General features: G+C 55.0%; 14 protein-coding genes. 5 read left to right on the forward strand and 9 right to left on the reverse strand.

Going from position 1 to position 20,517, the window contains the following annotated elements; genetic code table 11:
- Positions 1-93: 93 nt before the first annotated feature.
- Complete coding sequence (locus STSP2_RS15450; RefSeq protein ID WP_169853269.1) at positions 94-1,176, reverse strand: S1C family serine protease; 1,083 nt, start codon at positions 1,174-1,176, stop codon at positions 94-96.
- A gap of 650 nt (positions 1,177-1,826) precedes the next feature.
- On the opposite strand from STSP2_RS15450, the gene STSP2_RS15455 reads away from it, so the two are divergent.
- Complete coding sequence (locus tag STSP2_RS15455) at positions 1,827-3,680, forward strand: tetratricopeptide repeat protein (RefSeq protein ID WP_169853270.1); 1,854 nt, start codon at positions 1,827-1,829, stop codon at positions 3,678-3,680.
- 147 nt (positions 3,681-3,827) lie between these two features.
- Here the strand turns inward: STSP2_RS15455 and STSP2_RS15460 are convergent, their stop codons facing one another.
- The 6 genes from STSP2_RS15460 to STSP2_RS15485 form a co-directional block, all read right to left on the reverse strand.
- Positions 3,828-4,199, reverse strand: a complete 372-nt coding sequence (locus STSP2_RS15460; protein ID WP_146663632.1) for a pyridoxamine 5'-phosphate oxidase family protein — start codon at positions 4,197-4,199, stop codon at positions 3,828-3,830.
- A gap of 261 nt (positions 4,200-4,460) precedes the next feature.
- Positions 4,461-5,624: a ribonuclease D gene (locus tag STSP2_RS15465; protein ID WP_146663633.1), complete on the reverse strand. Its 1,164-nt coding sequence runs from the start codon at positions 5,622-5,624 to the stop codon at positions 4,461-4,463.
- Positions 5,617-8,829, reverse strand: coding sequence for an efflux RND transporter permease subunit (locus STSP2_RS15470; protein ID WP_205847922.1), 3,213 nt, complete (start codon positions 8,827-8,829; stop codon positions 5,617-5,619). Before STSP2_RS15470 ends, STSP2_RS15465 begins: the two co-directional genes overlap by 8 nt.
- On the reverse strand, positions 8,826-10,232 hold the full coding sequence (locus STSP2_RS15475) for an efflux RND transporter periplasmic adaptor subunit (protein WP_146663634.1): 1,407 nt from the start codon (positions 10,230-10,232) through the stop codon (positions 8,826-8,828). Before STSP2_RS15475 ends, STSP2_RS15470 begins: the two co-directional genes overlap by 4 nt.
- 3 nt (positions 10,233-10,235) lie before the next feature.
- Positions 10,236-11,705 carry an efflux transporter outer membrane subunit gene (locus STSP2_RS15480; RefSeq protein WP_146663635.1) on the reverse strand — a complete coding sequence of 490 codons (1,470 nt, stop codon included), beginning with the start codon at positions 11,703-11,705 and terminating at the stop codon, positions 10,236-10,238.
- The gene (locus tag STSP2_RS15485; protein WP_169853271.1) at positions 11,698-12,375 is read right to left on the reverse strand and encodes a TetR/AcrR family transcriptional regulator; all 678 of its coding nucleotides are present in this window, start codon (positions 12,373-12,375) and stop codon (positions 11,698-11,700) included. The genes STSP2_RS15480 and STSP2_RS15485 overlap by 8 nt, the downstream gene beginning before the upstream one ends.
- 304 nt (positions 12,376-12,679) lie before the next feature.
- On the opposite strand from STSP2_RS15485, the gene STSP2_RS15490 reads away from it, so the two are divergent.
- The 3 genes from STSP2_RS15490 to STSP2_RS15500 all read left to right on the forward strand — a co-directional run bounded on the left by STSP2_RS15490 (position 12,680) and on the right by STSP2_RS15500 (position 16,735).
- The gene (locus STSP2_RS15490) at positions 12,680-14,305 is read left to right on the forward strand and encodes a uroporphyrinogen decarboxylase family protein (protein ID WP_146663637.1); all 1,626 of its coding nucleotides are present in this window, start codon (positions 12,680-12,682) and stop codon (positions 14,303-14,305) included.
- Positions 14,302-15,210: a CobW family GTP-binding protein gene (locus STSP2_RS15495; protein WP_169853272.1), complete on the forward strand. Its 909-nt coding sequence runs from the start codon at positions 14,302-14,304 to the stop codon at positions 15,208-15,210. The genes STSP2_RS15490 and STSP2_RS15495 overlap by 4 nt, the downstream gene beginning before the upstream one ends.
- 232 nt (positions 15,211-15,442) lie before the next feature.
- Positions 15,443-16,735: a lactate racemase domain-containing protein gene (locus STSP2_RS15500; RefSeq protein ID WP_146663639.1), complete on the forward strand. Its 1,293-nt coding sequence runs from the start codon at positions 15,443-15,445 to the stop codon at positions 16,733-16,735.
- 69 nt (positions 16,736-16,804) lie between these two features.
- On the opposite strand, the gene STSP2_RS15505 is transcribed toward STSP2_RS15500, so the two are convergent.
- Positions 16,805-18,073 (reverse strand): SEL1-like repeat protein, encoded by a 1,269-nt coding sequence (locus STSP2_RS15505; protein ID WP_169853273.1) that lies wholly within the window; start codon positions 18,071-18,073, stop codon positions 16,805-16,807.
- An 875-nt stretch (positions 18,074-18,948) separates the two neighbouring features.
- Between STSP2_RS15505 and lexA the strand changes: the two genes are divergently transcribed.
- Positions 18,949-19,572: a transcriptional repressor LexA gene (gene lexA, locus STSP2_RS15510; RefSeq protein ID WP_236782765.1), complete on the forward strand. Its 624-nt coding sequence runs from the start codon at positions 18,949-18,951 to the stop codon at positions 19,570-19,572.
- 85 nt (positions 19,573-19,657) lie between these two features.
- On the opposite strand, the gene STSP2_RS15515 is transcribed toward lexA, so the two are convergent.
- Positions 19,658-20,509, reverse strand: a complete 852-nt coding sequence (locus STSP2_RS15515) for an alpha/beta hydrolase (RefSeq protein ID WP_146663642.1) — start codon at positions 20,507-20,509, stop codon at positions 19,658-19,660.
- Positions 20,510-20,517: the final 8 nt, after the last annotated feature.

The following is a 20,517-nucleotide window of genomic DNA, read 5'->3' on the forward strand; positions in this document are numbered from 1 at the left end:
TGCTTTATGCAGAGGTCTTGGGCAGCGTTTATGGCTCTTAATTAAGGATTTGCACGTTACTTATCGGCGAAATTTGCGTTCGGACAAAGATTTTTATGTTTGCTCAGCATCCTTATCGAGCCATTCTTTTTCGAGGGCGGTCAAAGTGACATCGACGTCTCGGGGCTCGGGATTGTCGGGACTTATGACGGTGAGATTGACCGTCTGGCCGGTTTTTCGGCTGCGGACGGCGTGGAGGAGCTCGTCGCGGTACCGGACCTTTTCGCCTTCGACAGCGGTGATGATGTCATCCGGTTTGAGGCCGGCTGAGAATGACGGGCCCGGTTCGCAGACTATGCGCACGATGAGGCCCTCGATGGATTCGCCGTTTTTGAGGGGGTTGGAGCCCTGCTCCCACATTTCTTCGCATGCGATGGCGAGGGTTGGGGTTTGGACGGTTTTTTTGTTTTTGACCAGTTCGCGAAGGGGCCGGGCGGGTGCGACGAAGGATATTCCGACGTGGCCGCCATCGAGGACCATGCCGCCTGACTGAATGCCTATTAACTGCCCTTCTGAGTCAAACCAGGGGCCTCCGGACATGCCCTGAGGAGCGAGGGCGGAGAAATGGATTATCTCGATGTATTCTTTTTCGCTGCCGTACCATTCAAAGGCTGTCTGGTTGCGAGCAACGCGGCCAGCGAGCATTACACCATGGCGGAACACAGGCGCACCGAAGACGTAGGCGGGTGTCGAGGCGGGCGGTGTTTTTTCGGCTATAGGGAGGTATGGGAAGTTTTCCCGGTCCGAGTCCACCTGGAGCAGAGCGAGATCATGGGCGCAGTTTACGGCGACTACTGAGGCGGGGATGCGGTCGCGGGTGTTGGTTATTACCTCGATTCTGCGATCCGGATGAGCGAGGACGTGTTCGGCGGTGATCACAAGGCCGGTTGGGGCAACAAAACATCCTGAGCCGGCAAGTCGTCCGTCGACGAGTATTTCTACTGAGGCGGGTGCGACGTGGTCATAGAGGTTTTGCTGGGGCAGGTCGGGAGATTGCTTTGAAGATTCGGCGGTATCTGGACCTGTGTTATCGGCGGTTGCAGGAGCGAGTATGGTGAGAGAGATCAGACCCGTAAGCATCGTTAGAAAAAAGATGAATAAAACAATTGCTCTGGGTGTCCATTTGGCTTTACTCATTGTAAAATCCCGTATAGTGAATATAATACAACTGTTTGAGACGGCGATTTTCAGTCCGTCAGATTTACTGCCTCCAATTCTATGCGTTAAACGCAGTATAGGCATGTAAATTTTTACAAAAAAAAGCACAAAGCTATGACTATGACTTATAGTGTGGTGTAGAATAACGGGTTCTATCAGGCGGTCGAACGTATCGAGGTTTTGTACAGCCAGATCGACAAAGGTTGCCAGATGAGAGTTTGCAGGTGTGTCTGAGGGCAAAAAGCCGGTTATTTCCTGTGATGTGTGAGCAGGCAGATTTGCCCGGCACGTTCCTATTATTAAGGCACCTCTAAAAATTCATTTTGGCGGACAAGCGAATCTTTTTGGTTCCGAGCGGCGTCAGACAAAAACCGCTTTAGCTACAACTAAAGCTGATTTGTCTTCCTTGCCGGAACGCAAAAATCTTCTACTTGCCGCTCAAAAGCAATTATTAGAGCTACCCTTAAGATATTAGGGGCTGAAGGGATAAGGAGGAGGCAATACGGAGTTCTTGACACGTGTTTTGATCGGTTTACGTATTTGTGATTGACTATATAGAGAATGGTATGCTATATTCGCATTTTAAATTAACGGAATCTAAAATTGACAGCAGAATGGGGAGAACGTCAGTGCGCAATAGATTTATAGCGGCATTTTTTGCCCTTTTGGTCATATTAGGCGGTCATGTTCAGGGTGCGGATCCTGTTGCAGACTGGACAGAGACTGAGCTGCCGAATGAGGATGAGGACCAGGCAAAAGAGTATTCACGCTCGGCCAGGATGGGTAACGTAGACGCAATGTACCAGATGGGGTTGTTCCACCTGGAGGGCAAGGGCGGAGTTGACCGCGACTATGCGGTGGCAATGGGCTGGTTCGAAAAGGCTGCGCGCACGGGTCATGCGCTTGCGATGGGCAAGCTGGCAGATATGTATGCAGAGGGGATGGGCATATTCAAGAACGAATTGAAGGCTGCGGAATGGTATCAGAAGGCTTCGCAGCAGGCGATCCGGGACGGCATGTACAAGGAAGCGATCGGGTTTCTGGAGAAGCTCAAGGACTATGCCGACGATCCGTCATCACTCGAAGTGAGGATCGATCTTCTCAAGGAGAAGATGAGAAACCTCAGCGACCTGCAAAGACTTCAAGAGGGAATCAACCTTTATAACGGATCGGCGGGCCAGGTTGACCATGAGCAGGCGAAGGGTATTTTTCTGGAGCTGGCGCTTGACGGGCACCAATTAGCAAGGATGTGGGTTGCGCGATGTTATTACCTGGGCAAGTGCAATTTTGAGGTGGATAAGCTCAAGGCAAGGCGGCTTGCGATCGAAGCTGTCGACAGCGTCAGAAGGAATGCAGAGCTTGGTTATGCACAGGCAGCGTTTCTGCTTGGCAGCGCGTATAAGGAGGGACTGGGAGTAGGCAGGGATATTGAGAAAGCCTTTGATTGGTTTGAGCGAGGAGCCGAGAGCGGAAGCAGCAATGCGATGACAAGTCTTGCCAGGCTTTATCATCTGGGCAAGGGCGTAGTTAGGGATTACGACAAGGCGATCAAATGGTACATGCGTGCAGCCAACAACGGAGATGTGCACGCGATGGTAAGTATTGGTGTGATGTATCGTGAAGGCCAGGGTGTGATACAGGACAGTCTGCAGGCGATTGAATGGAACCTGCGTGCTGCTGAGCGAGGCAGTGACGGAGGTATGTATTTGCTTGCTAAGATGTATGAGAGCGGCGAGGCCATAGAGACAGATTACGAGAAGGCCTGGGCGTGGTACATGCGTGCGGCTGAGGCGGGCAACGTCAAGGCAATGCTGTGGCTTGGTGATGAGTATTTTCACGGCAAGGAGACGCAGAGGGATTACGCTGATGCGGTCGATTGGTATGAGCGAGCGGCTGAGGCGGGTAATGCCGAAGCTATGTATAAGCTGGGCGCGATGTATGAGAGAGGGCTTGGTGTATCGAGCGATGTGAGTGAATCCGTTAAGTGGTACCGCAAAGCTGCGTACGGAGGGTATCTGGACGCGATGATGTGGATGGCGGATAATTATTATGACGCCGGAAGGGATATGGCGAAGGCGTTTGAGTGGTACCATAAGGCGGCTGTGAAGGGTGATGCAGGTGCGATGGTGAAGGTCGGTCATATGTATGAGGAAGGCGTGGGGGTCGAGGTGGATCATACCAAGGCAGCGGACTGGTTTACGCGGGCAGCGGACGCGGGCAGTGTCGATGCGATGGTGTGGATCGCCAACGAGCACAGCGAGGGGAAGCTGAAGAACGAGAGCCTAAAGAAGGCCATGAACTGGTTTGTGCGGGCCGCCAGGGACGGCAATGTGAGTGCAATGCTGAAGGTTGCGCAGGCCTACTATGCCGGTGAGGGTCTGGCGAAGAATTATGACAAGGCTGTGAACTGGTGGCAGCGTGCGGCGAGGGAGGGCAATCACGAGGCGCAACTGCAACTGGTGTATCTCGGGGAGCAGTGGTAGGTTAGAGGCAGTTCCATGCCTGTCAGGACGGCGGTCCTGAGCGTTTTAGAAGCCACTTAAAAACAGCTTCCAGCCATTATAAGCCGGGGGCTGGTTACTGACCTGCGAGCACTTCATTCAATTCATATAAGAAGACCCCAAGACCTTTCAGCCGCCAACGAGGGGGCGGATCTTCGTGACCTTGAAGTATACCGCGGTACTTTTGGAGGCGTCGGGTGAGTCGGGCCTTTTTCTTCTTCTGATCGATTCGACGAGTTCGGGGTCGGATTCTTCGCGGATCTTTTGCAGGTGGAGCCTTTTGCCCTGGTAGCCGTCGGTCTTTTCGATGAACATGTAGGCGGCTTTGGGGTTGGACTGCAGGTTGGCGTGGCTCAGTTTGTCAGCCATTACAAAAGCGATGGTGCCCTCGTTCTCAACGTGGGGTCGAGCGTATACCGCGAGGTCGACATTTCCATCGGCATCGGTTGTTGCGAGGATGCCTGTTCCCTGTGCGTTTTCGAAGTAATCAGCTAGTGACATTTTTCAGCTCCTAAACAAACTCATCTCTTACAATCATAGTAGCGGTATTGTGCCGATATGTCGAGGTTTAAAATTTTGGCATCCTCACGGAATAATGGAGAAACGGCAAGTTGGGCGGGAGCATAATTTAACAGCAGCGCCTCCGATGTACTTTTAGGAGGGTCCATTCTCGGCGGACCGTGAAATTATGCGGCTGGGTATTCGGCAAACATAAGGAGATATCTGGATGCAGCTTGCGTAGTCGGGCACTTTGTGATGAACCTATTTTTTGGGGTATTTGGCGAGGGTCTCTTTTATGTCGGGTAGCAGGATATCGGCCTGCCAGGGAAGCATGCCGACTTCTTCCACGAGGCGGTCAAAATCGCTGATGCGGTCACGTCCGATGTGGGTTAGAGTTGCGCGGGAGGCGATGATCTGGGGCGGGAGGTTTAGCTGTTCGCCCTTTTTGCGTGTGCGTTCGCGAAGGTCCTCGATGATCTGCTGACAGTATGGAATCGCAGGTGCGGACTTTTTGCGTTTTTGCTTGGCCACCATCTGGTCGGGTGGTGTACTCAGGGCCTGGTGGACCGCATTTTCGAGGGCCGCACGGCGGGAGCCTCTGCAGTTGTCTGGGAGCAGGCCTGATTTGCGAATCGATGCGTGCGGGTGGGATGCGACCCAGTCGGCGAGCTTCAAAATATCCTTGTTGTGCATGAAGTGGAAGGCTGGGCGGTCGGCTTTGCGGGCCTCGTCGTTTCGCCAGTGCCAGATGTGCTTGACGAGGGTGAGTCGGAGCGGGTCTAGTTTTGAGGTGCCTTTTATGCGCCAGATGCGGTCGGGGTCGGGGGGTTCTTTTTCAGCGGTAGCGGAGCGTACCATCTTTTTGCAAGCCTGATCGTGCCATTCGAGACGGCCGAGCTGCTCGAGCTGGTTGTGCAGTTTTTCGGCGAGGACGTGGAGGTAATAGGTGTCGTCGCTTGCGTACTGGAGCTGGTTGGGGGTGAGGGGTCGTCGTGACCAGTCGGATTTCTGGCCGTGCTTGGAGAGGGATACGCCGCAGAAGTGTTTTATCAGTGCGACGAGGCCGAGCCTTTTGTAGCCGAGCAGTTGGGCGGCGAGCATAGTGTCGAAAACTGGGGCCTTCGTTTCGAAACCGAAGGAATTTTTGAGCATTCGCAGGTCGTAGCCGGCATCGTGGAGGATGAGTGTTTTATGGGCGAGGACCTGGAGGAACGGGTCAAGGTCCATGTCGGTGAGCGGGTCGACGATGTAGTTCTCTTCTTCTATGGTGATCTGTATGAGACAGACCTTTTCGAAGTAGTGGTGCAGAGAGTCCGCTTCGATGTCGATGGCGATGCTTGGGGCGCGTTCGAGTGCAGGCAGCACTTCGGCCATGCCTTCGTCTGTGTCTACGTATGTAAAATTTGTGTGCTCAACATCAGGCAACGTTCGCTTCTTCCTGTTGGTTCACTGTGAGTGCTTTTTTGAGTTTTTTGGGCATTTTCTTTATGTCTTCCAGAATCATATACAAAGATGGGACAAGAATCAAGGTAATCATTGTTGCGAAGGCGACACCGAATGCGAGGCTTACGGCCATCGGGATGAGGAACCGTGCCTGGAGGCTTTGTTCGAGCATCATGGGGACGAGGCCGAGGAAGGTGGTCATGGTAGTCAGCAGGATGGGTCTGAAACGGCGTGTGACCGCGTCTTTGATGACCTGCATGAGCTTGATTCCTTCGCCGCGTTCTCGGTTGATAAGGTCGATCATGATGAGTGAGTCGTTCACTACGATGCCGGAAAGCGCGATTATACCGAAGAACGAGAGCAGACTGAGGTTGAAGCCCATGAGCAGGTGGCCCAGTACCGCTCCGACGATGCCGAAGGGGATTGCGGACATTACGATAACTGGCTGGACGTAGCTTTTGAACTGAACTGCGAGCAATGCATAGATAGCGAGCAGCGCGATGGGGAATGCTGCGAACATCGTACCGAACGAATCCTGCATTTCGCGTTTTTCGCCGGCGTAGCGCCATTTGAGGCCCGGATGCTTTGCGATGAGTTCGGGAAGGACATTACGGCCAAGATTTTCGTTAATTTCGTTTGCGTTCGCAACGGTTTCATCTACGTCTGCGGTGACGTTTACGACTCGCATGCGATCGGCACGCTGGATAGTTGCGTAGCCCTGGCCGTATTCTACGTTGGCAACCGTTTGGAAAGGTATTTCTGTGTTATCGGGCAGGCGGATGCGCATTGTTTCGATGTCTTCGAGGCTGGTGCGTTCTTCGTAGGGGTAGCGGACCATTACACGGATGTCGTGGCGGCCTCGCTGGATTCGCTGTGCCTCTTCGCCGTAAAAGCCCTGGCGGACCTGGGAAGCAAGGTCGGCGAGGGTGAGCCCGAGTGTACGGCCCTGAGAGGTGAGGGAGAGCTTAATTTCGTCCTTGCCGGGTTCGAAGCTGTCTGAGATATCTTTTACACCGGCGTAGTCGTCGAGGATTTGTTTGAGCCGGTTCGAAGCGGCAAGCAGCATATCGAAATCGTTGTGGGCGAGTTCGATGTTGATTTTTTCGCCGGCGCTCATGATCTCGGCCTGGTATTCGAGTGAAGACACGCCGGGGACCTCGCCAACGAGCTCACGCCACCTGTTGAGCAGCTCTTTGGAAGAGACTTCGCGGTATTCGCCGCCGATAAGTTCGATGTTTACTTCCGCGAGGTGCGCTGCTGAGATGCTGTCCATGCTGGCGCTGCCTGGGCCGCCACCTTCGCGTTTAATGGGCTGGTCGCCGATGGTGGTACCGACGTGTTTGTACAGGGAGCGAGCACCTTCGGGTCGTTTTGCGTCAAATTCTTTGCGGACCTGCTGGGCTGCGGATTCTAGTCTTTCGACGACCTCGATCGTGCGTTCGACAGGTGTGCCCAGGGGCATTGTGACGTCGGCGATCATGTTGTCGGCTTCTATTTCATCGAATAGAACAATCTTTATGAATCCGCCGCCTATGAGCCCGAAGATGGCGAGCAGTATTGCGAATGCTCCTGCGAGTGTGGCGTAACGGCAGCGGACGGCGAGAGCTGCGAAACGTTCGAAGGGGCCATTGATGAACGATTGCAGTGCGCGGCCGATAGCGGCGTGCATTCTCTTTATGGGGTGGTGTTTTGTGGGTTTGTCGCTGATCTTAGCACCGGCGAGATGAGCGGGCAGGATCAGGAAGGCCTCAATGAGAGAAACCGCCAGGACGGCGATGACGACGATAGGGATGACACGCATGAACTTGCCCATGACGCCGGAGACGAAGAGCAGAGGTGCGAATGCGAACTGGGTGGTGAGGACGGCCATGGTGACTGGGGCGGCCATTTCGCGGACACCCTTGATGGCGGCCTGTGTGGGTTTCATGCCACGCTGACGGTATTCGAAGATATTTTCGCCTACGACGATGGCGTCATCGACGACGATACCGAGAGACATGATGAATGCGAAGAGCGAGATCATGTTTATGGATATGTCGAAAGCCGGGAGCATGCAGAAGGCACCGAGGAAGGATATGGGTATTCCCAGGGTTGTCCAGACAGCGAGTTTCGGATCGAGGAAGAGGGTGAGGCTGAGGAAGACGAGGATCAGACCCATTACAGCGTTCTTATTGAGAAGCTGTATCCTGGATCGGAGCATTTCGGAGGTGTCTTCCCATATCGCGAGTGAGAGGCCCGCGGGAAGGTTCTTTTCTTTTTCCGCTATGTAGTCCTTGACTGCACCGGCGACTTCGAGGGCGTGCTGTTCGCCGACCCGGAAGATGCGGACCTGGACCGCCCTTTCGCCGTCAAATCGGGTGTATAGTTCGGTGTCGTCAAAGCCGTCGATTACGTTGGCGATGTCGCCGAGGCGGATAGAGGTGCCGTCGGGCTGTGAGAGTAGGATAATGTTTTCAAATTCGCGACCGGTGTAGCGCTGGCCCTTGGTGCGTATGAGTATTTCGCCGCCTTTGGTTTTTACGGAGCCGCCGGGGATGTCGAGGGATGACCGGCGGACGACATTTGCGACGTCGCTGAAGCTCAGGGAGTAGCGGCGGAGGTCCTCTTCGGAGACTTCGATGGATATTTCGTAGGGACGGACGCCGCGGACCTCTACGTAGCTTATGTTGTCCAATGCTGTGAGGTCGTCCTGGATGTCGTCGGCGATTTCCTTGAGGGTGCGTTCGGTAGCGTCGCCGTAGAGGACGATGGTTATGACCTGTCGACGGGCCTTGATCTCGGTAATGATTGGCTTTTCGGTTTCTTCGGGGAAGGTGATGATGCGGTCGACTTCGGCTTTTACGTCGTCGAGGACCTCGGTGGTGTCGGCGTATTCCTCGACTTCTATGGAGACGGTGCCGGATCCTTCGGCGGCGGAGGCGTTTAGTCGTTTTATGCCTTCGATGCCTGCGACGGCTTCTTCAACGCGTAGGATGACGCCCTGCTCGACTTCGTCCGGGGAGGCACCGAGGTATGGAACGGTGACGGTGATCAGGTCGAGACTCATCTCGGGGAAGAGCTCGACTTTGATGGTGGCGATGGTGATGATGCCGGAGGCGATGATGAGGACCATCAGGAGGTTTGCAGCAACGTGGTTGCGTGCGAACCAGGCTAGGGGGCCCTTTTTGTATGTGGTATCGTTTTTCACTGCTGATCTTCCTTCTTATCAGAATTGTCAGTGAGCCTGGGTCGGATCTTCATGTTGTCGGTGACCGCTTCGAGGGAGTCGGTTATGACGATCGTGCCGTCGGGGATGCCCGCGGATATATATGCGTTTTCCTTGTCCATGCGTATGATGTCGACTTCTTTGATGTGCAGGCGGCTGTCGTTAGCGATCCAGAGCTCATTGCGTTTGTGCAACGCGGTGCGGGGGACGGGGATGACGTTTTTGAGCTGTTTGCCTATTATGTCGACGTCGACGAATACGCCGGGCTGGAGAGGTGGTCGGCCGTTGGCGTTTTCGAAGGGCTGGGGGACCTGGACGACGACGTTGACCATGCGGGAGCGGGGGTCGATCCGGCCCTCGGTGCGGACCACCCGGCCGTCCCAGGTGTGGGTTCCGCCTGCGAAATTTGCAGTTACTACGGCGGGTGAACCTGTGTCATCGCTTTGACCGGCGAGGGGGACGTCGAACCACTGGAGCTGTTTGTCTTCGAGCGGGACGGTAATTTCGACTGTGTCGGTGCCGTAGACGGTCGCGATGGACTGGCCCGCGGTTACGTACTGGCCTATGTCCACGGATTCTTCGAGGACGCGGCCGTTGAACGGCAGTGAGATAGTGGTTCGTTCGAGGTTGAGTTTTGCGTTTTCGAGCTGGGCCTTGGCGGCTTTGAGTGAGGCTTGGGCCTCGGCGATCTGGGGCTTTCGCAGGACTAGGGGTGAGGTTGGTTCTTTGCCTGGATTGAGCTGCTCCCACTCACGGCGGGCGACTTCGGCTTCGGCCTGTTCGCGTTCGAGGGCGACCTCGGCTCGTGCAACGGCTGCCTGTGCGTTCTGGACGGCATTGCGGTAATCGCGCTGGTCGATCTTAACGAGCGTTTCATCGGCACCGAAGAAGCCGCCGTTGACGAAGTTGGGGTGCAATTCGGTGATGCTTCCCGATACCTGGGGGATGATCTTGACGGTTGTTTTGGCCTGGACGGTGCCGAAGCCTGAGACGGTGACGGTGATGTCTTTCGCGTGGACCTTTTGGGCCTGGAGCAGAGGTGCGACGACTTCGGTTTCTACCTTTTCGGGGGCCTTTTTCATTGAGACCAGCATGCGGGCAGCGGTAAGACCGATGGCTATGAAGATGATGGCGGCGGATGCGTGTATGAGCATGGGTCTGCGTCTGCCGTTCCTGCCGTAGTATAAATACCAGCAGAGGAAGAAGATCAAAAGTGCGGCAGCGATGGCGATGGGAAGGCCGATCGCGAATACATTCAACTGCGGAAGCGGTTTCTTTTTGAGTCCCATAAAGAGGCCGAAGACCGCACCACCGATCAGCAGCGCCATAAACAGGAAGTACAGATGGGCGAGAACAGTTTTGATCGTCTGAGTTAATGTTTTCATGGATTAATTTCCTTTGCCTGTTTCTTTGTTTGCTACAGGATCTATGATTTCAGTAATCTGCCAATCGCCGCCGAGGGCAAGGTGGAGGTCGATACGTGCCTGCCAGAGATTGCCCTTGGCGAGGGCGAACTGGTTTTCTGCCTGGCGTCTTCTGCGTTCGGTTTCGAGCACGAGCAGAATATTATCAACGCCGCTGACGTAGCGCTGGCCGGCGAGTTCTTCAGCTTTGAGTGCTTCATCGAGCTGGGTTCTCAGTTCGGCGATACGGGTCCGCTGGTTCTTGAGGGTGACGAGGGCATCTTCGACTTCCTTTATGGCGGTAAGGATCGTGCCTGAATAATTTGCGGCTGCCTGTTCGACGCGGGCTTTTGCTGCGTCTACGCCTGCGACGAGCTGGCCGCCCTGGAAGATCGGTGCTGCGAGGCTGATGATGCCGGAGTAGACCTGGTTTTGGGCCTCTGTGAGCTGGCGGAAAGATGAGGAGTTATAGCCGAAGGAGCCTGTGAGTGTGAAGTCGGGGAGCATCTGTGCGATGTTGACGCCGACGCGTTCGGTTGCGGCTGCGACCTGCATTTCGGCCTGGCGGACGTCGGGGCGCTGTTCGAGGAGGTCGATAGGCAGGCCGAGGGGGACGGGTGAGAGGTCGGGGAGATCGTCAAGGGTTTTCGTCAATTCTTCGGTTGTGCCGGCTGGACGGCCCAGCAGGACATCGAGACTGTGGTACTGCAGTTGGAGGGCTTGCTGGATGGACGGTTCGGCGGCTTTGGATGAAGCGAGGTTTTCGCGGGCGAGCCGGACGTCGAGAGGGGTTACGAGGCCCGATTCGTAGCGGCGGTTTATGATCTCGAGATTTCGCTGCCAGTTAGCGGTATTGGCACGGGCGATGTCGAGCAGACGCTGGTTTGTGGCGATCTGTACCCGGGTTCTTATGACCTGTGCGATAATCGCGTGGGCGAGGGAATAGTGTGCGTGGGTGGTGGAGAGCAGGTCCGCGTATGCGGCCTGTTCGGCTCGGCGGAGTCTGCCGAAGATGTCGGCGATGTAGGTTATGTTTATGTCCTGGGAGTAGTCGGTCGTGAGGATGGAACCGCCGAAACCAAAGGTATTGAGTGAGCGTTTGGCTCTGAGGCGGTCGGCGTTGTATGATATCTGTGGCCAGCGTGCACCGTGTGCCTGGCGGAGGATGGCCTGGGATTCGATAACGCGGGCGGCGGCTGATTTGAGATCGTAGTTTTCTTCGAGAGCGAGCCGGACGAGCTTTTCGGTTACGGGGTCGCCGAAATTCTGCCACCAGGTTACTGGCTCGGGGAGCTGGTTGGGATCGTGCCATTCGGCGGGGACGGCGTTGTAGGAACCTGCTGTATCGGCTGGAGTTTCGGGCCGTTCGTAATCGGGGCCCACGGTACAGCCTGTGAGGAGCAAGCCAATGGCGGCTGTTAGAGCAAGAGCAAATTTTGTGGATTCGCTAGTCATTTGCCGATCCTTTCGTGTTTTCGACGCAGCCGCGGATTCCTGCTGCTGAGAAATGGACCACGTGGTCGATGGTTCGTTCAAGGTCGAGCGCGGGCCAGTCGGTGTAGCCTGTCTCCGAGAGGAAAGTTTTCATCTGGAGTGCATAAACGAGCTGACCGACTACCGACTGAATGCAGAAGTAGGAAACGTCCGTGCTAATCTGAGGAAAAACCCTTTTAAGGGCCTCATGAGCAGCATCTCTTACGGGACGCATGCCTTCGTCAATGCATAGTCCCGGAGGCAGTCTTTTTTCGTCCAATTCTCGCTGCATAAGCCTCATAAACATTCTGCCGCCTCCGTTTTCCAGAAGTGGGTCAATGAATACACGGCAGAAGGTTCTCAACAGTTCTTCAAGGGTAAATCCATGCTCACGTTTAAGCAGCCCTTCAAGAGCGGCGACTCTTACCTCTGTCAGGTTTCCTATAACACTTCTGAAAGCTTCGACGTAAAGATTCTGCTTCGAGCCAAAGTAGTAGTTTACGGATGCCACATTGCAGTCGGCTTCTTCGGTTATTGCACGGACAGAGCTTGCTCGAAAGCCTTTTTCGGCAAAATGTTGTCGGGCGATTTCAAGTATACGACAACGAGTGTCATCGTTGGACTGGTCAATTATTTCTGGTTTTCTTGCCAATTTGGAAACACCTACTTTCAAACACATGTTTAATACGAACATATTAAACGTTTGTTTGAGGGCGTCAAGAGTCAACGTGAGCTTTTTTACTAAATTTTTATAAAGTTATATCAGGCAAGTACTTAAAGCCGAACTCTGACAACAATTAAAAGACACCGCCTATCTGTATCTTTAGAAAAATATATAAATAGCAAGAAAGTGTTAGTTAAAGATGAGATAGGCAAAGCAGAAGTTTGTCGGTGGGATTATTCTCTTAGCTGGTTTGGAGAAATTAACATTCTGGAATTTCGAAAGAGAATTGGCCATGACTGGACGTGAGCGAGTAAAGGCAGCGATCAAGTGTGAAAAGACCGACAGGACGCCGTGGGTTCCTTTTGTGGGAAGCCATGCGGGAGCCCTTCTGGGGATCGGAGCGGACGAGTATCTCAAAAGCGCTGACATGATAGTAAAAGGAGCGGGTGAGGCAGTTAAACGGTATAAGCCGGACGGGCTGCCTGTGACGTTCGATCTGCAGATAGAGGCGGAGGTGCTCGGCTGCGGGCTGAAATGGGCCGAGGACAACCCCCCTGCCGTCGTGGACCATCCGCTTGGCAACGGGACCAAGCTGGAGCAGTTGAAGGTGCCGGGTGCCGGCGAAGGCAGGATCGGTGTTGTAATGGAGGCCGCGAGGCGGATACGAGAGGAGCATCCGGATGTTGCTGTGTACGGGCTGATCACGGGGCCGTTTACGCTGGCGCTGCATCTGCTGGGGACTGACATCTTCATGAAGATGTTTGATGATCGTGAGTATGTGATGGAGCTGCTGGGGTTCTGCCGGGATGTGTGCAAGGCGATGAGCAGGTACTACGTTGAAGCGGGCTGTGATGTGATCGCGGTGGTGGATCCGATGACCAGTCAGATCGGGCCGGACCAGTTTACCGAGTATGTGAGTCCGTTCGCGAAGGAAGTTTTTGACAATGTTCGGGAGCTGGGGGCGTTGAGTTCGTTCTTTGTCTGCGGGCATGCACAGCAGAACATCGAGGTGATGTGTGAGTGCGGGCCGGACAATGTTTCGATTGACGAGAATATACCGCTGGACTATGTGCGGGACGAGTGCGTTAAGCGCGGGATCAGCTTTGGCGGCAATATGCAGTTGACGACGGTGCTGCTGCTGGGAAGTCCGCTGGATGCGCAGAAGAACGCGGTAGAGTGCATGGAGCTGGGCGGGGATAAAGGGTTCATACTCGCGCCTGGGTGTGATCTGCCTTATGCGACTCCGGCGGAGAACCTTGAGGCGGTTGTCGAAGTCGTCGAGGATGAGTACAAGCGGGACGTTGTCAAGACGATGGACGAAGAGGCGGCTGCGGGCGAGAAGCTGGATATGTCGCAGTACGGGCAGAGCGACAAGGTGATCGTGGACATTATCACGCTGGACTCGGAGGCGTGTGCGCCTTGCCAGTATATGGTGGACGCGGTGCGGAAGGTCGCGCCGGAATTTGACGGCCTTGTGGAATGGCGGGAGCATAAGATCAAGCAGAAAGATTCGCTGGTGCTGATGACGTCGCTTATGGTGCGGAACGTGCCGACGATATGTATCGACGGGAAGATCACGTTCGTTTCGCGGATACCGCCTAAGAATGAGCTTATCGAGGCGATACAGAAGCGGATCAACGAGAAGATGCGGCGGAGACTCAGCCAGCGGCGAGCCACGCTGAGCGTGGTTGGGAGCGACGACGAGAAGGCGCAGCAGGCGATGGAGAACGCAAAGCGGGCGGTCAAGGAGCTGGGCGCGGATGTGGATGTCGAACGGCTGAAGGATAAAGATTCGGTGCGCGATTACGGGGTCGGCAGTGACGGTGATGTGGCGGTTGTGCTTACGCGGCGGCAGGTAAAGGCGGCGGGCGAGGTGCCGGAGACGATCGTTATTAAGGAATGGCTGAAAGAGCTATGAGTGATCGGATAGACGTATACATCCTGACCGGGTATCTTGGTGCGGGCAAGACGACGGTGCTGAATCATCTGCTGGAGGACGGCGGATTGAAGGATCGAGAGGTCGCGCTGGTGATCAATGAGTTCGGCAAGGTCGGCGTGGACGGTTCGCGGGTGCGGGATGGAGATTATGCAAAGTTCGAGATCAACAAGGGGAGCATATTCTGCATCTGCACGAAGACGGAGATGCTGAAGGCATTCACGGAGATCGCGGAGAATGCTCGGCCGGACGCGGTGATCGTGGAGGCGACGGGAATCGCGGAGGTGCGGGATTTTGAGAATATTCTGGCGGTGCCCGAGCTGCTGGCGAAATTCCAGGTGCGGGCTAACGTGTGTGTTGTGGATGCGCTGAACTACAGCAAGGTCGCGCCGCATCTGCGGGTGGTGAACGGGCAGGTAGGCCTTGCGGACGGGATCGTGATAAACAAATGCGATTTGGTGAGCGATGAGGCTGTGGGGGTGGTGCGGAAGATCGTGAGTGGTGTGAACGGCCGGGCGAAGATCGTCACGGCAGAGCGGGGAAAGCTGCTGAGCGGGTTCGTGGACGGGCTGGTGCATGCGAAGACGGATGGTGAGGCGGTGGATGAGAGGCCTGCGGATGTTTATGCTGTTTCGTTTCGTGATGCGGGGAGGATGGATCGTGAGGCGTTTGAGAGGGTTACAGATGAGCTGGGTGAGAGATTGCTGAGGTTGAAGGGGAACATCGACTTTGGGGACGGGGCGGAGTATGTGGAGGTAGTTTACGATCAGGTGAGCCGGGAGAAGGCGTGCGGAAAGCTGGGGGCGGGGACGACGTTTACGGCGATAGGATGGAAGGTGGACAAGGATGAGCTGCGGGGGATGTTTGAGGGGTGTGTGACGGGCTAATTCCGCCTACTTGCATTTTTTGGGCTCATCGCGGAATGATAGGGATTATTCATTTGAGCCTCCGTAGAATTTGACAGCCGCGCCTCCGACGAACTTTTTGGAGGGGCTTTCAGTGATTTTTTCGGTCCGGCTGCGCATTTCCAGCTTATTTTCGGTCTTAGAGTTTGCTTAGTGCGAGTACTGACATTATAATCACTTACAGATTTCTTGAGGTTCTGAGGTTTTTAGCGACATGAGAATTTGCCTGCACTACGGTGAAGGTGAGGTAAGGGTCGATATTCCTGAGGAGAATTTGCAGGATGTGATTCGGCCCTGGAGCGCTGGAGGTGAAGGCAACTGCCTGGCGATGGCGGAGAGAATGCTCGGGAGAGTGGAGGGGGAGAATTTTTCTGAATCCGTAGCGGGGCGGAATGTTTGTGTTCTGATTGCGGACGGCACGCGGGATTTTCCATTGGATGATGTTTTGCCGGGACTGGTGCATCTGCTGATGGGGGCGGAGAGGGTGAGCTTCGGGATCGCGACGGGGACGCACGATGCGGATACGGAGGCGAACGGTCGAATCATCGAACAGATCAGGCGGATAGCAGAGCGGGAGGGTCTGGTGCATTACGATATTTTCGTGCATGACTGCGAGGGGGCGGAGTTTGCGGAGCTGGGGGTGACGAGTCGGGGGACGCCGGTGCGGGTGAACGAGAAGGTTCTGGGGGCGGATGTTTATGTTGTGCTGTCGGATGTCAAGCCGCACTATTTCGGGGGGTATTCGAATCCGGTTAAGTATTTTCTGCCGGGGATGTGCGCGTATGAGACGGTGGAGAAGAATCATGCGCTGGCGCTGGATGAGCTGTCGACGTTCTGTGTGCATCCGTGGTGCGGGGACGAAGGCAGGCGGGGTAATCCTTTGGCGCGCGATCAGTTGGAGGGGATGGAGATGATCGTGGGCGGGCGCGAGGTGTGGGCGGTTGCGATTGTCAGCAGCGGCGGAAAGGCGCTGTGGGGGGAGTTCGGGCTGGCGGAGGAAGTTAGTCGGGAGGCGTTCGAGGTGAGTGATGAGCGGAACGTGCGGGAGGTGGGCAAGGCGGATCGGCTGATCGTGTCGCCGGGCGGGCTGCCGAACGATGTGGATCTGTATATTTCGCAGCGGGCGCTGGAGCTGACGGGGCAGGCTGTACGGGACGGGGGCGAGGTGCTGTTCGTGTCAGCGTGTCCGGGCGGAGTGGGGGCGGAGCGGACGCGGGCGAATTTTTACGACAGGTTGACGCAGCCGCTGGAGGATGTGCTGGCGAGCATCGACGAGGAGTATGTGCTTTTTGCGCACAAGCCTTACAAGTTCGCTCAGATGATAAGGCGGCTGAGGAAGCTGTGGGTTTATTCGGAGATGGATGATGAGACGATACGCCGGGCGCACATGGAGCCTGCGGGGGATGTGCAGAAGGTGGTGGACGAGTGGATACGGCAGGAGCCGGGGTGCAGGATAACTGTTGTGGACGGGGCGAATAAACTTGCGCTGCGTGCAGTGGAAGATTGAGGGACAGCGCTAAAGTTACAACGCTTGCTCGAAGCTGTTTCGCAGGCAGTTCGAAAAATCATGCAGGCTTTAGAAGATGTTCAGCAGGCCCTTGTCTTCGAGCTCTTCGACCTTTTCGGCTGCGACATCGCTGCCTTTATCGGCAGCCTTTTTGTACCAGGCGAGAGCTTTTTCTTTATCCTGCTCGACGCCTTCGCCTTTGAGGTACATTTGAGCGAGGTCGAGGATGGCGGTGAGATTTCCTGCCTGTGCGGCTTTGCGGACCCACTCGACGGCCTTGTCCTTGTCCTGCATGAACGGAGAATCGCTGCGATATATTTCAGCCAGAGCAAGCATGGCCTTGACCAGTCCGTCATTTGCGGGCGGGAGGAGCAGGTTTGCGGCCTTTTCGAGGTCCTTGCCGACCGTGTCACCGTTTAGGTACTTGAGACCGAGTAGCTGCATGGCGCGGAGATTTCCGCCCTGAGCAGCTTTTTCCAGCCATTTAACCGCTTTTTCGGGATCCAGGGCGACACCCTCGCCGTTATCGAACATTAGCCCCAACTGCAGCATTGCGTCTGAATTGCCTTGCTTGGCGGCCTTGCTGAACCATTCAACGGCGGCATCGATGTCCCTGGGCATTCCGCGGCCTTCGCGGGCAAGGGTTCCGAGGGAGTACATGGCGTCGGAATTCCCTTCGTCTGCAGCGGCTTCGTACCATTTTACTGCCTTGTCGATGTCCTGGTCCGTGCCGACGCCCTCTTCGTACATGGTGGCGAGATAGTACATGGCGGAGATATCGCCGGCTTCGGCGGCTTTCTGGAACCAGTGATAGGTCTGTTCGTCGCTTTGCTGGACGCCGGTGCCGTTTTTGTACATGTCGCCAAGCCAGTACATAGCGTGGGGTTCGCCTGCGCGGGCAGCCTTTTTGTACCAGCGGACAGCCTCGGGCAGGTTGACCGCAACGCCCTTGCCGCGGTGGTAGAGTTCACCGAGATAGAACATCGCGTTGGCATCGTCCTTTTCGGCGGCCTTTTGCAGCCAGTAGATTGTTCTGTAGGGGTCAGGCCGGACGGGATCGCCCTTCTGATACATGAACGCCAGAGCGATCATCGCCTCTACGTGTCCCTTGTCGGCGGCCTTCTTGAACCACTCGTGTGCCTTGTCCAGATCTTTCTCGACGCCGTCATCGCCTTCCTGGTACATATAGCCGAGTACGAACATCGAGTCGGGGTCGCCCTCGTTTGCGGATTCTATGACGCGTTTGACGACGGGGCCCGGTTCATCGAATGCCTGTGATATGCTTACAATAGCCGTGACGGTAATCAAAGCTACCAAGAGGAGTCGATCCAATCTCATTTTAACACCTCCTGTCTCCATGAGTAATCCCCTATTAAAGTATAACCTATGCTGCATGATCTCCAAAAAGCTTTCTTAATATATGTTAGAATTAACGGCTAAATTGTTCATTTATTCTGCGATTTCCCGGCAATCGTGGCGCAGAGACCCCGCACCTCTAAGTGTTTTTCGGCATCGGAATGAGCTATATGATGCTCAACTAAAACCCCAAAAACCTTCTGCCCCTTAAGTCAGCGGGGCATGTTACATATCTTTTATCGACGTTTCAAGTGATCGGGCTTGAAAATTGGTGGCGATATATTCAATCAGCAGCAAGGTCACTCTGGGCATTCATTATGCACCGGAATGCGGGCGAGGAAGTTTAGGGGAAGGACCGGTAAAATGCGGTTTTTTGATACCGGCAGTGAATTTATGTGAAATTTCTGGAAATTCGTTCGGATTTTGTTAGGGTTTTTGTATGGGTCTGGCCGATAGAGTCAGGTGTGGCAGAAATTATCAATGGCCTGCGGCCCGAGGTGGCATGGAAACGGGTCGTTAGACGGAGCGAATTTGATGTTCAAGGATTTGAGGTTTAGAAATGTACACTAACAGGTTTGATCCGAAAAGGGATGTTCCTTTATGCAGCTTTGGGCCTGGCGGTGATTACGTCTCGGAGTGGCCGGAGCGCAGGGAAGCCGGACGAAGCAGTGATCGGACTTCGCTGGGCGGTATTCTTTCTGCACTGGCGGAAATAATCGGCGGAGTGCTCAACCCGGAGATGCTGTCGGAGATGGAAGCCGAGGTAAGAGCTGAAACGAAGGCACTGGAGAGAATAGCGGAATTAAGGATCGCACGTGAAGAAGAGAAACGAAACGCAAGGCGTGACGCCGAGGCAGATGGAAGTGCTCAAGCTGATATGGGAATTCGAAAACAGCCAATGCTATTTGCCGACGATCGCAGAGGTGTCGAAGAGCATGGGCGTAAGTCGTACGACCGCATACGAGCATATCGCCGCAGCTCGCGAAAAAGGTTTAATTGCGAGCGCAGACGGCAAGGCACGCTCTTTGAGCTTGACAAAAAAGGCCAGAACGCTGCTTAAAAAGGCGGGCGTTTACTCGGAAAAACAAAGCAGAGGAACGGATGAGGAGGCCGGTGTGCCGCTGGTGGGCCTTGTGGCTGCGGGGGCGCCGATCGAAGCGATAGAAAACGTCGAACGGATGTCGCTGGGGTCGATGTTCGGTCAGCGGGACGATGTTTTCGCGCTGGAGGTGCAGGGTGACAGTATGATCGAGGACGGTATATTCGACGGGGATCTGGTGATCTGCAAGACAAGCTCGACGGCGGAGAACGGGCAGTTAGTGATCGCTATTGTTGAGGGGGACAGTGCTACGCTGAAGCGATTTTATAGAGAGAAGAACAGGATCAGGCTGGAGCCTGCGAATGCGGCCTATGAGCCAATATATACGGATGACTGCAGGATAGAGGCGAGGGTGCTTGGGCTGGTCAGGAGGATGGATTAGGTCATCGGCAGACTTGCCTGAGGGGAAGAGCGGAAAGATATGTCGGTGGGCAGAGTTGGATTTTATGCATTGCTGGGGGCGGATATTACGAGATGAATCTTAGCTGTTCAGGACGTACATCGGGGGTTGACGTTGCAATACGGCGGATCCAGTTATCCCAGATATCGATATATCTGCTGCCGGAATGGAGGAAGCCTTCGTTGTGGCTGCCGTAGATCCGGGCGAACTCTTTAGGTTCGTGGGCGATGTCGTGGAGTTTGAGGCCCATTTCGTAAGGGACGACTTTGTCGGCCTTGCTGTGCATTATGAGAAGCGGGCAATCTATTCGACGTATGTAATCGGCTGTAGGATAGCGATATTCGGCAAAAAGTTTTACGGGCATGAAGGGGTAGTAGTGCTTTCCGATTTCTATGTAGGATGTGAAGGCGCTTTCGACGACCAGGCCGGCGGGATGGACACTGGAAGCGAGTTGAGCCGCGATACAGCCGCCGAGCGAACGGCCGAACAAAATGATCGAGTTTTCGGGTATTCCTTTTATGCGGGTGAGCCAGTTCCAGGCTGAGCGAGCGTCATCATAGGTGCCCTGCTCGGTCGGAGAGCCCTGACTGAGGCCGTAACCCTGGTAGTCGAACAGCATGCAGTTGATGCCAAGGTCGTGAAATATCTTTACGGTGTCGAGGCGATGGGAAATGTTGCCTGCGTTGGCGTGACAGAGCAGGACGGTAAGCCGGGCATTTACGGCGGGGACAAACCATGCAGAGAGCTTGCAGCCGGCGGTCGAATTAAGGGTAACATTCTCGAATGCAAGCCCGATATCGGAGGGATCGTAAAGAACTGTCCGCTTTGGCTGATAGAGCAGGGACGGCTGTATGAAGTAGATGGTCCACCCGATGATCGAATAGGCCAGCAAAATAATAAGCGGCAGCAGCCAAATCATTGATGTGC

Origin of the sequence: Anaerohalosphaera lusitana (assembly GCF_002007645.1) — a bacterium.
In the GTDB taxonomy this organism is placed as follows: domain Bacteria; phylum Planctomycetota; class Phycisphaerae; order Sedimentisphaerales; family Anaerohalosphaeraceae; genus Anaerohalosphaera; species Anaerohalosphaera lusitana.